The 11,613-nt window shown below is 75.3% G+C and carries 12 protein-coding genes; 3 read left to right on the top strand and 9 right to left on the bottom strand.

Annotated features, from left to right (window positions below; translation table 11 throughout):
• Both E1300_RS41520 and E1300_RS41525 read right to left on the bottom strand, forming a co-directional pair.
• Window positions 1-846, bottom strand: an 846-nt coding sequence (locus E1300_RS41520) for a FecCD family ABC transporter permease (protein ID WP_242619733.1), incomplete at its 3' end; no start/stop codon positions are given.
• The gene (locus E1300_RS41525; protein ID WP_131762775.1) at window positions 843-1,910 is read right to left on the bottom strand and encodes a FecCD family ABC transporter permease; all 1,068 of its coding nucleotides are present in this window, start codon (window positions 1,908-1,910) and stop codon (window positions 843-845) included. The genes E1300_RS41520 and E1300_RS41525, both read right to left, overlap by 4 nt.
• 241 nt (window positions 1,911-2,151) lie before the next feature.
• Between E1300_RS41525 and E1300_RS41530 the strand changes: the two genes are divergently transcribed.
• Window positions 2,152-2,973: an SAM-dependent methyltransferase gene (locus E1300_RS41530; protein ID WP_242619734.1), complete on the top strand. Its 822-nt coding sequence runs from the start codon at window positions 2,152-2,154 to the stop codon at window positions 2,971-2,973.
• Window positions 2,974-3,132: 159 nt separating this feature from the next.
• On the opposite strand, the gene E1300_RS41535 is transcribed toward E1300_RS41530, so the two are convergent.
• Genes E1300_RS41535 through E1300_RS41560 form a run of 6 tightly spaced genes read right to left on the bottom strand, consistent with a single transcriptional unit; the run spans window position 3,133 to window position 9,207 of the window.
• Window positions 3,133-4,620: an acyl-CoA synthetase gene (locus E1300_RS41535; RefSeq protein WP_131762777.1), complete on the bottom strand. Its 1,488-nt coding sequence runs from the start codon at window positions 4,618-4,620 to the stop codon at window positions 3,133-3,135.
• A 37-nt stretch (window positions 4,621-4,657) separates the two neighbouring features.
• Window positions 4,658-5,686 (bottom strand): branched-chain amino acid ABC transporter permease, encoded by a 1,029-nt coding sequence (locus tag E1300_RS41540; protein ID WP_131762778.1) that lies wholly within the window; start codon window positions 5,684-5,686, stop codon window positions 4,658-4,660.
• Window positions 5,683-6,546 carry a branched-chain amino acid ABC transporter permease gene (locus tag E1300_RS41545; protein WP_131762779.1) on the bottom strand — a complete coding sequence of 288 codons (864 nt, stop codon included), beginning with the start codon at window positions 6,544-6,546 and terminating at the stop codon, window positions 5,683-5,685. The genes E1300_RS41540 and E1300_RS41545 overlap by 4 nt, the downstream gene beginning before the upstream one ends.
• A complete protein-coding gene (locus E1300_RS41550) occupies window positions 6,543-7,244 on the bottom strand; it encodes an ABC transporter ATP-binding protein (RefSeq protein ID WP_131762780.1) in 702 nt (233 codons plus the stop codon). The genes E1300_RS41545 and E1300_RS41550 overlap by 4 nt, the downstream gene beginning before the upstream one ends.
• On the bottom strand, window positions 7,241-8,023 hold the full coding sequence (locus E1300_RS41555; RefSeq protein ID WP_131762781.1) for an ABC transporter ATP-binding protein: 783 nt from the start codon (window positions 8,021-8,023) through the stop codon (window positions 7,241-7,243). The genes E1300_RS41550 and E1300_RS41555 overlap by 4 nt, the downstream gene beginning before the upstream one ends.
• Entirely contained in the window at window positions 8,020-9,207 is a 1,188-nt protein-coding gene (locus E1300_RS41560; protein WP_131762782.1) for an ABC transporter substrate-binding protein, read from the bottom strand. The genes E1300_RS41555 and E1300_RS41560 overlap by 4 nt, the downstream gene beginning before the upstream one ends.
• 218 nt (window positions 9,208-9,425) lie before the next feature.
• On the opposite strand from E1300_RS41560, the gene E1300_RS41565 reads away from it, so the two are divergent.
• Together E1300_RS41565 and E1300_RS41570 are read left to right on the top strand one after the other, a co-directional pair.
• Complete coding sequence (locus E1300_RS41565) at window positions 9,426-10,313, top strand: PaaX family transcriptional regulator (protein ID WP_242619735.1); 888 nt, start codon at window positions 9,426-9,428, stop codon at window positions 10,311-10,313.
• Window positions 10,314-10,389: 76 nt separating this feature from the next.
• A complete protein-coding gene (locus E1300_RS41570; RefSeq protein ID WP_131762783.1) occupies window positions 10,390-10,983 on the top strand; it encodes a Maf family protein in 594 nt (197 codons plus the stop codon).
• Between the two features lie 176 nt (window positions 10,984-11,159).
• Here the strand turns inward: E1300_RS41570 and E1300_RS41575 are convergent.
• The coding region (locus tag E1300_RS41575) for a sensor histidine kinase (protein ID WP_207400257.1) at window positions 11,160-11,613 on the bottom strand (454 nt) is incomplete at its 5' end.

Here is an 11,613-nt window from a genome sequence, read left to right on the forward strand (position 1 = left end):
GGTCGCCGCGGCGACGAGGCCGACGCCGGCGAGCACGAGCAGCGTCCGGGTCCGCTGGACGGGGACGCCGAGCGCCTGCGCGGCGTCGTCGCCGAGCTCGCCCATGCCGAGGCGGCGGCCGAGCGCGAGCGCGGCGGGCACGAGGACGGCGAGCGCGACCGCGAGCGGGACGGCGTGCTCCCAGCCGCGCCCGTTCAGGCTGCCGGTCAGCCAGAACGCCGCCTCGTACGCCTCGCGCAGCTCGGCGCGGGTGATGAGGTAGGAGTTCAGCGCCTCCAGCATCGCCGCGGCGCCGACGCCGATCAGCACGAGCCGGACGCCGTGGACGCCGCCGCCGGGACGGTGCGCGACCAGGTAGACGGCCAGCGCGGTCAGCACGGCGCCCGCCACGGAGCTGGCCGTGATCGCGACGGCGCCGCCGCCGAACACGAGGATCTGGAGGAGCGCGCCCGTGGCCGAGCCGGTGGTGAAGCCGATGAGGTCGGGGCTGCCGAGCGGGTTGCGCGACATGCTCTGGAAGATCGCGCCGCTGAGGCCGAGGGCGAGCCCGGCGAGCAGGCCGGTGACGGCGCGCGGCAGCCGGAGCGTGGTGACGACGAACTCGGTGGCCTGGTCGCCCTGCCCGGTGAGGGCGCGCACGACGTCCAGGGGCCCGATCGGGAACTCGCCCGATCCGACGACGAGCACCGCGGCGGACACCGCGACGAGCGCGAGCGCCCCGCACACGAGCGCCGGGCGGGGCTCCCACCGCACTGACCAGCCGCCGACCCGCACGACCCGCGTGCGCATGGGCCTCCCGCCGCGCGGGGCGTCCTCGCGCATGGCGGCCGCTCGCCTCGCGTTCACAGGTCCCGTGTCCTTCCGCGCCTGACCATGAGCATGAAGAGGGGCGCGCCGAGGAAGGCGGTGACGATGCCGGTCTCCAGCTCCCCCGGGGCGATGACGCGGCCGATGACGTCCGCGCCCAGCAGGAGGACGGGCGCGAGCAGCAGCGAGTAGGGCAGCACCCACCGCTGGTCCGGCCCGACGAGGGAGCGCACGATGAACGGGACGGCGAGGCCGAGGAACGTGATGGGGCCGGCCGCCGCGGTGGCGGCCCCGCAGAGCAGCACCACCGCGAGCGCGCCGAGCGCGCGGGTGCGGCCCGGCCGGGCGCCGAGGGCGCGGCCCGCCTCGTCGCCGAGGCCGAGCGCGTTGAGCGGACGGGCGAGCAGCAGCGCCAGGACCGTCCCGGCCGCGATGAACGGCAGGACGCGGAGGAAGACGTCGGTGCCGCGCCCGCCGAGCGTCCCGACCTGCCAGAAGCGGAAGGCGTTGAAGCTGCGCGGGGTCAGCAGCACCAGCCCGGCGGTGAGCGCGGTGAAGGCGGCGTTGACGGCCGCGCCCGCGAGCACGAGCCGGGCCGGGGACGCGCCGCCGCGCCCCCGCGCGCCGATCGTGTAGACGAGGACGGACGCGCCCGCCGCGCCGAGGAACGCCGCCCACACGTAGACGAGCACCTCGTCCACGCGGAAGGCGGCGATGACGGCGGCGACGGCGAGCGCGGCGCCGCCGTTCACGCCGAGCAGGCCCGGCTCGGCGAGCGGGTTGCGGGTGAGCGCCTGCATCACGGCGCCCGCGAGTCCGAGCGCCACGCCGACGCCGAGGCCGAGGAGCGTGCGGGGCAGCCGCAGCTCGCGGACGATCAGCGCGTCCTTCGAGCCGTCCGGGTCGAACAGCCCGGCGGCGACGCGGCCGGGCGCGATGTGCTCGGCGCCGATGGCGAGGCTCGCGGCGACCGCGAGCACGAGCGCGCCCGCGAGGAGCGCGAGCCCGGCCCACCGGCGCGCGCGGTGCGCACGGCGCGCACGGTGCGGCGCCGCGGACCGCGGCGGGCGTTCGACGGGCGTTCGCCGCACGGGAGACAGCACGAGATGAGGCTAGCCTAAGCTAACTCGGCGGGTGAAGGGCGGTGACACCGGGCGAGCCTTTCCGGCACGAGCGGCGGTCACCGGCATTCCGGACGAGAAACCCGGCAAGGGCTTTTCGGGCGCGACAATGCCCGCGGCCCGGCGCGTCCGAAGCGCGAAAACATGCCCCGGCGGGTTCCGCACGTCTAGGTTCGTGGCCGGAAAGCACGTACCCGCGCCATCTTCCCCGAAAGCAGGAACCGTGACCGAAGACGCAGCGCCGTTCCCTCCCCCGCTGGGCCCGGAGATCGACACGACCGTCCCCCACTCGGCCCGGATCTGGAACTACTGGCTGGGCGGCAAGGACAACTACCCCGTGGACCGGGAGGCCGGCGACCAGTACCGCGAGCAGGCGCCGGGCGTGGTCGACATGGCGCGCGCGTCCCGCATCTTCCTGAGCCGGGCCGTCCGGCACCTGGCCCAGGAGGAGGGCGTGCGGCAGTTCCTGGACATCGGCACCGGGCTGCCGACCATGGACAACACGCACGAGGTCGCGCAGCGGGCCGCGCCCGAGTCGCGCATCGTCTACGTGGACAACGACCCGCTCGTCCTCGCGCACGCCCGCGCCCTGCTGACCAGCACGCGCGAGGGCGCCACCGCCTACATCGACGCGGACCTGCGCGACACCGACGCCATCCTCGCCGAGGCCGCCAGGACGCTCGACTTCGGCAGGCCGGTCGCGCTGATGCTCATGGGCGTGCTCGGGCACCTCCGCGACTTCGACGAGGCGGTGGCCGTCACGCGGCGGCTGCTGGACGCGCTGCCGTCCGGCAGTTTCCTCATCCACTACGACGGCACCTACGAGGTGCAGGGCGAGGCGCTCAGGCAGGCGCAGGAGGACTACGACGACACCGGCGCCGACCCGTACGTCCTGCGCACGCCCGCGGAGCTCGCCCGCCTGTACGAGGGGCTCGAAATGCTGGAGCCGGGGCAGGTGTCGTGCCTGCGCTGGCGTCCCGAGGCCGACCTGTTCGGTGAGCCCGAGGACGTCGACGTCTACGGGGCGGTCGCCCGGAAGCCCTAGGGACCGGCCGGCCCCGCCGGAGGCCGCTCGGGGCCGGCACGCTCACCGCCGAGGGCTCGCCCCGGCTCCGGCGGGCCGTCCTGGAGGTCCTCGACGACCGGACCCTCGGCCCTGGACGGGCTGCGCCGCCTCACCCGGACCACGGTCAGCGCGGAGCGGTCACGGTTTGCCGTAGTCGTCGCGCAGCCGCGCCTTGAGGATCTTCCCGGCGGCGTTGCGCGGGATCGCGGGGGCCAGGACGGCGGACTTCGGGATCTTGTAGCGGGCGAGCCGGCCGGACAGCCCGGCGAGGACGCGCTCGGGCGCGAGCCCGGAGCCGGGGCGGGCGACGACGACCGCGCGGCCGACCTCGCCCCACGCGTCGTCGGGGACGCCGATGACCGCGCACTCCAGCACATCCGGGTCGGCGAGGATGGCGTCCTCGACCTCGGCCGGGTACACGTTCTCGCCGCCGGTGATGATGACGTCCTTGATGCGGTCGACGATGTAGGCGTAGCCGTCGGCGTCCACGCGCGCGGCGTCGCCGGTGCGGAACCAGCCGTCGGTGAACGCGGCGGCGGTCTCCTCTGGACGGCCCCAGTAGCCGCGCATGACGTGCGGTCCCCGGACGACGACCTCGCCGGTCTCGCCGGGCGCCACGTCCGCCATGGCGGCGTCCACGACGCGGACGTCGGTGAAGAAGTGCGGGACGCCGGCCGAGCCCGCCTTCGACACCGCGTGCGCGGCGTCCAGGAACAGGGTGCCGGGCGCGGCCTCGGTCATCCCGTAGCCCTGGAGGAACGTCAGGCCGCGCCGCTGGTAGACCTCGATCAGGGACGTCGGGACCGGCGCCCCGCCGCAGGTCAGGATGCGCAGCGAGGACAGGTCGGCCGCGTCCCAGCCCGGCTCCCGCGCGACCCGCTGGAACATCGTCGGGACGCCGAACATGAACGTGACGCGGTGCCGCTCGATCAGCCCGAGGGTGGCGGCGGGGTCGAACGCGGCGACGAGCACGCACGTGCCGCCCTTCAGCAGGACGGGCAGCGTGAGCATGTTGAGCCCGGCGGTGTGGAACAGCGGCGCGCTGACGAGCGCGACCTCGTCCGCGGCGAGGTCGTGGTCGATGAGGACGTTGACCGCGTTCCAGGTGATGTTGCCGTGCGTGAGCGTCGCGCCCTTGGGCCGCCCGGTCGTCCCGGACGTGTACATGATCATGCAGGGGTCGTCGAGCGCCACCGGGACGTCGAGCGGGTCGGGGTCGGCGCCGGCGAGGAGATCCTCGTACGCGTCCGGGCCGACGCGCACGGGGGCGCCGACCTCGTCCGCCAGGGCGGTGTGCGCGGCGCCGTGGACGAGCACGGCGGCGCCGGAGTCGTCGAGCTGGTAGGCGATCTCCGGGGCGGTGAGGCGGGTGTTGAGCGGAACGAACACGCCGCCGAGCATCCCGGTGGCGAACAGCGTCTCCAGGAAGGACGGATGGTTGGGGCCGAGGTAGGCGACGCGGTCCCCCGGGCGGATCCCGAGGCCGCGGAGCGCGCGGGCGAGGCGGGAGACGCGGTCGAGCAGGTCCCGGTAGGACAGGGAACGCTCCTCGTGGACGAGGGCGGCCGTGTCGGGGGTCTTGCGGGCGCGGCGGGCCGGCCACGAGCCGAGTCCTTCGTTGTGCATGCGGCGGGTCCTCTCCGCAGGGCGGCACGAGCGGGGGTCAGGGTTGCCTCTGGGTGGGCGCGGGTGCGGGCGGCCGGTCCTCGCTCTCCGCCGGGCGCGGTTTCGGGACGGGCCGCCGGTCCCGCAGGGCGAGGGCGGACGGGACGAGGCCCCTCGGCAGGAACAGCATGGCGAGGACGAGGAGCAGCCCGTAGACGGCGTAGGAGAGGACGGCGGGCGCGGACGCGGGCATGCCCTCCCGCGTCCCGACGTCGTTGAGGAGCTGGACGAGCAGGGTGATCGCGGTGGCGCCCGCGACGGCGCCCGCGATCGTCCCGGCCCCGCCGACCACGACCATGACGACGTACTCGATCGACAGCAGGACGGGGAACGAGCCGGGGGCGACGTAGCCGATGTAGTAGGCGTAGATGCCGCCCGCCAGCCCGGCGAACCCGGCGGAGAGGGCGAAGACCGCCTGCTTGTACGCCGCGACGGGCACGCCCGACGACGCGGCGGCGACCTCGCTGGTGGCGAGGGCCCGCAGCCCGCGTCCCGGGCGGGACGTCACGATGTGCCGGGTGACGAGGGCGACGAGGCCGAGCGCGGCGAGCGCGAGGTAGGCGTAGGAGACCTCGGTCGCGAACTCGTACCCGGCGATCCGCAGCCGCGGGACGCCCTGCAGGCCGATGTCGCCGCCCGTCCAGTCCTGGCGTCCGACGAGGTTCAGCAGGATGAGCTGGACGGCCAGGGTCGCGAACGCGAGCTGGTGGCCGCGCAGCCGCAGCAGCGGCACGCCCACGACGGCGGCGGCCGCCGCGGCGGCGAGCGGCGCCGCGAGCAGGCCGAGCCAGGTCGGGGCGCCGTGCACGGCGGTCAGCGCCGCCGTGTAGCCGCCGATCATGGTGAACGACGCCTGGCCGAGGGACACCTGGCCCGCGTACCCCATGAGCATGGACAGGCCGATGGCGACGGTCGCCGACAGCAGCAGGAGCACGTACACCGAGACCTGCGACTCCGTCAGCAGGAGCGGGACGATCAGCGCGACGGCGGCGACGGCCGCGACGGCCGCCCGGGCGGCAGTGGTCATCGGGCGGCCTCCTCCTGGAGCGCGGACCGGCGCGAGGCCCGCCACGTCATGATCGCCAGCATCAGGCCGAGCGCGACGACGGTCTGGTACGACGCCTCGCCGTAACCCGCGACCATGGCCTCGGCGACGCCGAGCGTCAGCGCCCCGGCGAGCGCGACGCCCGGCCGGTCCAGCCCGCCGAGCACCGCCGCGGCGAACCCGTTGGTGATCAGCAGGACGTCGCTGTCGTACGACACCGGCTGGAGCGGCACGAGCAGCACCCCGGCGATCCCGCCGAGCGCACCGCCGAGCGCGAACGCGACGAGGCCCATCCGGACGACGTCGATGCCGACGGCCCGCGCCGCGTACGGGTTCGACGCGCACGCGCTCAGGGCCTTGCCGAGGTAGGTGCGGCCGAAGAACAGCGCGAGCAGCGCGAACACCGCGGCGGTGACCCCGATGACGAGGAACGACTGCTTCTGTATATGCGCCCCGGCGAGGGTGACGGCGCCGCCGATCCCCTCGTGCGAGCGCGGGCCGTCCCCCCAGATCATGATCTCCACGGCGTAGGCGAGGAAGCCGACGCCGAGGGTGACGATCAGCGCGGCGCGGGCGTCGGTGCCGCGCCGGCCGGTCGCGGCGAGCCCGACCGCGAGGCCCACCGCGCCCGTCACGGCGACGGCCGCGGCCTCCGCGGCGCCGTGCGGCAGCCCCCGCGCCAGCAGCGAGCCCGCCGTCATGCCGCCGACGACGGCGAACATGCCCTGCGCGAAGTTCACGACGCGGGTGACCCGGTGGATGGTGACGAGGCCGCCCGCCAGCAGCGCGAACCCGCAGCCGACGGCGATCCCGGAGATCAGGTACTGCACGAAGGCGCTCACGAGCCGCTCCCTTCGGTGCCGCCGGCGCGTCCGCCGAGGTAGGCGTCCAGCACCGCGGGGCCCGCGGCGAGCTCGGCGGCGGTCCCCTCGGCGCGGATCCGGCCGGCCTCCAGCACGTAGCCGCGGCCGCACAGGTCGAGCGCGAGCCGCGCGTTCTGCTCGATCAGCAGCACCGCGACGCCGCGCTCGGCGTTGAGCGCCCGCAGGTGCCCGGCGAGGTCGGCGGTGACGAGCGGCGCGAGGCCGAGCGACAGCTCGTCCACGACGACGACGTCCGGCGCGGCCATCAGCGCCCGGCCGAACGCGACCATCTGCTGCTCGCCGCCGGACAGCGTCCCGGCGCGCCTGCCGCGCAGCTCCGCGAGCCGCGGCAGCGCCCGGTACACCGGGGCGGTGTCGCGCGCGCCCCGCCCGCGGCGGCGCCAGGCGCCGAGCGCGAGGTTGTCCTCGACGGTCAGGTCGTCGAACATCTGGCGGCCCTCCGGGACGAGCCCCGCGCGCCCGGACAGCCGGACCCGGCCCGACGCCGGCCGCAGCAGCCCGAGCACGGCGTTGACGAGCGAGGTCTTGCCCGCGCCGTTCGGCCCGATCAGCGCGACCATCTCGCCCGCGCCGACGGTGAGCGCGACCCGGTCCAGCGCGGTCGCCGTCCCGTACCGGACGACGAGGTCCGCCACCTCGATCACCGCCCCGCTCATGGGGTCGGCTCCGCGCCCAGGTAGGCCGACACGACGGCCGGGTCCGCGCGGATCTCGTCCGGGGTGCCCTCGGCGATGAGCCTGCCGAGGTCGAGGACCCCGACCCGGTCGGCGAGGCGCGCCACGAACGCGACGTCGTGCTCGACGAGGACCATCGTCATCCCCTCGCCGCGCAGGCCCTCCAGCAGCCGCGCGAGCGCCTCCCGCTCGGCGGCGCGCAGCCCGGAGGCCGGCTCGTCCAGCAGGAGCAGCCGGGGGCGGGCGCACAGGGCGCGCGCCACCTGGAGCGAGCGCTGCTGCCCGAGCGGCAGCGCCTCCGCCGAGCGGTGCGCCCAGTCGCGCAGCCCGACCCGGTCGAGGGCGGCGAGCGCGTCCGCGCGGATCGCCGCCTCCTCGCGCCGGTGCCGCGGCAGCCGCAGCGTCGCGGCGAGGAAGCCGTGCCGGGTGCGGGCGTGCGCGCCGACCATGACGTTCTCCAGCGCCGTCATCCCGCGGAACAGGCGGGCGGCCTGGAACACGACCGCGATGCCGAGCCGCGCCCGCGCGTGCGGCGCGAGCCGGTCGATGCGGCGCGCGCCGTCCCCGGTGCCGTACACGACGGTGCCGTGGTCCGGGACGAGGTGCCCGCTGACCAGGTTGAGCAGGGTGGACTTCCCCGCGCCGTTCGGGCCGATCACCGCGCGGGTCTCGCCCTCGGCGACCGCCATCGACACGTCGCGGACGGCGTACACCCCGCCGAACGCGCGGCCGACCGAGCCGATCTCCAGCAGCGCGGTCATCCGGCCGCCCGCGCGGTCTCGGCGATCTGCCTCATCGACACGTCGGTCGGGACGAGCTTGCCGCCCTTGACCGTGTTCATCGAGATGTCGCTCGGCCGCAGCCCCGAGTGGTCGGTCTTCGAGTAGGCGTACTTGCCGCACGGCGTGACGGTGGTGAGCGACTCCAGCGCGTCCCGGATCTTCGCGCGGTCCGGGCCGCCCGCCTTCTGGATCGCGGCGGCGAGGAGCTTCACGCCCGTGTAGCCGTCCATCGCGAACTGCGGCGGCTCGTAGCCGTACTTCTGCTTGAACGGCACCGACATCTCCTGTACCGACTGCTTCAGCTTCCCGTCGGGCAGGTAGTCGGCGACGACGCCGATCGCGCTCTGGACGTGCACGCCCTCGCTCGCCTTGCCGACCGGCCCGAGCCACAGCTTGCTGGCCTGCGAGGCGGTCATGTACAGCGGCGTCTTCAGCCCGGACGAGGGGTACTGCTTGGCGAGGGTGACGCCGGGCGCCCCGCTCGCCCACACGACGAGGGCCTGCGCCGCGGACCCGCGGACGTGCGTGAACAGCGGGCTGAAGTCGGACGCGGTCGTCTCGTACGGCTCCTCCTTCACGATCTGCACGCCGTACTGCCCCGCGTACTTCTTCATCCCGGCGAACCCGGCGCGCGAGTAGGCGCTCTTGGTGTCGTAGGCGACCGCGATCCTCCCGATCGACTGCGTCTTCAGGTACCAGAGCATCGCCTGCGCGTAGGTGGAGGAGATCGCCGGAACCACGAAGACGTGCGAGCGGACGGGGTTCACCTGCTCGTCCGCCGGGGCGAGGGAGATGTAGGGGATCTTCTCGCGCTCGGCGAGCGGCTCCACCGCGAGCGCGACGTTGGAGAACGTGGAGCCGAGGATCGCCGTGACCTTCTTCGACTTCAGCTTGTTGAAGTGCAGGACGCCCTGGTCGGGCGCGGTCCGGTCGTCCAGGGTGGTCAGCTCGATCTTCCGGCCGCCGATGCCGCCGGCGCCGTTGATCTGCTCGACGGCCAGCTCGACGGTCTTCTTGGCCTCCCCGCCGAGCGGGGCGTAGTTTCCGGTCAGGGACTCGATGAAGCCGATCTTCAGTGTCTTGCCGGAGCCGGACCCGGATCCGGAGCCGCACGCGGCCGCGGCGAGGGCGGTGGCGGCGAGGATCGGAACGAATGAGCGCACCGGAGGCCTCCTGGGGTGGGGTGCGGTGACCGAACGCCTCCCGAGCCCATCCGGACCGCGGTGTCCCGGCGCCGCCCTGGGGCGGCGACGGGGCTGGACAGCTCCGAAGCTAGGCGTAGTCTTCACGACAGTCAAGAATCTGCCCAACATTGCCGCGCCCCGGCCGGAGCCCGTCTCCGGACCCGCGCGCGCCGGCCGGACGACGGGAGCCGCTCACGGTGGACGCGCGGGACCGGGACGAGCCGTCGCCGCGGCTGCGGCCGCAGTCGCTCATGCTCACCTACCTGGGCAACTACGTCCTCGGCCGCGACATCGCGGTCTTCTCGGGCAGCCTCATCGCGGCGTTCGCCCGGCTCGGCGTCGGCGAGCACGCCGTCCGCTCCACGCTCACCCGCATGGTCGGCCGCGGCCTGCTGGCGCGGCACCGCGCGGGCCGCCGCATGCACTTCGGGCTCACCGCGCGCTCGGAGGCCGTCCTGCGCGACGGCGAGGAGCGCGTCTGGCGGCGCGGCGTCCTCAACACCGACTGGGACGGCTGCTGGACGGTGCTCGCGTTCTCCCTGCCCGAGTCGTGGCAGCGCGTCCGGCACGACCTGCGCGCCCGGCTGGCCTGGGCGGGCTTCGGCTCGCTCGGCAACGGCACCTGGATCGCGCCGTCCCGGGTGGACGTCCGCCCGATCGTCGCCGGGCTCCGGCTGGACGGCCGCGTCAAGGTGTTCGCGGGCCCGGCCGAGGCGCCGACGAACGTCCCCGGGATGCTGCGCGAGGCATTCGACCTGGAGGCGCTCGCGAGCGGCTACCGCGCGTTCCTCGCCCGCTGGGACCGGCCCGCCCCGCTCCCCCACGCGCCCGACGACCTCGCCCGGTACCTGTGGATGACGACGGAGTGGCTGCAACTCGTCCGCCGCGACCCGCGGCTGCCGGTCGAGCACCTGCCCGCCGGCTGGCCCGCCGTGCGCGGCCAGCATGTCCTGCTGGAACTGCGCGACCGCTACGAGGCCCCCGCCCGCCGCCTCGCCGACGCCGCCATCGAGTCCATCCCCGTCCCCCCGCCGCCCCCGGACACGGCGGACGGCGGCGAGTTCCCACAGAACCCCAGGCTGTGATCGAGAGTCCCGGCCAGGACGCCCGAGCCGCTCGCGCCGCCCCGGAGGGCCGCTCGGTACGCCCTAAGCTTGCCGGATGCGGAACATCGTGCTGGCCTCGGCGTCCCCGGCGCGGCTCCAGATCCTGCGGCGGGCCGGGCTCGACCCGAAGGTCGTCGTCAGCGGCGTGGACGAGGACGCGATCACGGCCGCGTCCGTCCCGGCCCTGGTCGAGGAGCTGGCCGCCGCCAAGGCCGCCGCGGTCGCCGGTCAGCTCTCCGGCGCCCTCGTCATCGGCTGCGACTCGCTGCTCGAACTGGACGGCCGCCCCTACGCCAAGCCGCGCTCCGCCGAGGAGGCCGCCGGCTGGTGGCGGGACCGGCGCGGCAGGACCGGCACCCTCCACACCGGCCACTGCGTCGTCGACACCGCCACCGGCGCCGAGGCCCGCGCGGTGGCGAGCACCGACGTGCGCTTCGGCTCGCCCGGCGACGCCGAGATCGCCGCCTACATCGGCACCGGCGAGCCCCTCCACGTCTCGGGCGCCTTCACCCTGGAGGGCCTCGGCGCCTGGTTCGTCGAGGGCATCGACGGCGACGCGGGCACCGTCATGGGCCTCTCGCTCCCCCTCCTGCACCGGCTGCTGAAGCAGCTCGACGTCCCCCTGACGACCATCTGGCCGACGCCCTAGCGGGAACGCTCGCGCGCCACGCCGCCTGCCCGACCGGACGGTGGCCGTGCTGGTGAGCCTCGGGCGCGGCGCCGGGCTCGTCCTGCTCGGCGAGCACCTCGCGTGGACGGGCTGGGTCGCGATCGGGTGTGTCTGTGCGGCGTCCGGCGGGGCCTCGGCGGAGGCTCGGAGCGGGGTCAGGTGCGGGGGATCGTGATGGTGATCCGGGTGCCCGCGCCGGGCGGGCTGTCGATCTCGACGCGGCCGCGGAGGGCGCGGACCCGGTCGGTCAGCCCGGCCAGCCCGCCGCCCGGGGCGGGCACGGCGGCGCCCGCGCCGTCGTCGCGGACCTCCGCGACGACGGCGTCCCCGGTGTCCCGGACGCTCAGCTCGACGGACGAGGCGCGGGCGTGCTTGACGGCGTTCGTGAGCGCCTCGCACAGCGCGAAGTACAGCGTCGACTCGATCTCCGGCGGGAACCGGCGCCCGGGCAGGTCGAGGCGGACGGGCGCGGCCGTGCGGGCGGCGACCAGCTCCAGCGCCGGGCCGAGCCCGGCGTCCGCGAGGATCGCCGGATGCACGCCCCGGGCCAGGTCGTCGAGCTCGGCGACGGCCTCGGCGAGCTCGCGGCGGCAGACGGCGGCCTGGTCG

This window comes from Actinomadura fibrosa (assembly GCF_900659615.1).
GTDB classification, from domain to species: Bacteria; Actinomycetota; Actinomycetes; order Streptosporangiales; family Streptosporangiaceae; genus Spirillospora; species Spirillospora fibrosa.

Excerpts from the sequence above, each read along its gene's own strand:
- E1300_RS41535 (WP_131762777.1), bottom strand. The coding sequence starts at position 4,620 with ATGCACAACGAAGGACTCGGCTCGTGGCCGGCCCGCCGCGCCCGCAAG.
- E1300_RS41540 (WP_131762778.1), bottom strand. The coding sequence starts at position 5,686 with ATGACCACTGCCGCCCGGGCGGCCGTCGCGGCCGTCGCCGCCGTCGCG.
- E1300_RS41550 (WP_131762780.1), bottom strand. The coding sequence starts at position 7,244 with ATGAGCGGGGCGGTGATCGAGGTGGCGGACCTCGTCGTCCGGTACGGG.
- E1300_RS41555 (WP_131762781.1), bottom strand. The coding sequence starts at position 8,023 with ATGACCGCGCTGCTGGAGATCGGCTCGGTCGGCCGCGCGTTCGGCGGG.
- E1300_RS41570 (WP_131762783.1), top strand. The coding sequence starts at position 10,390 with ATGCGGAACATCGTGCTGGCCTCGGCGTCCCCGGCGCGGCTCCAGATC.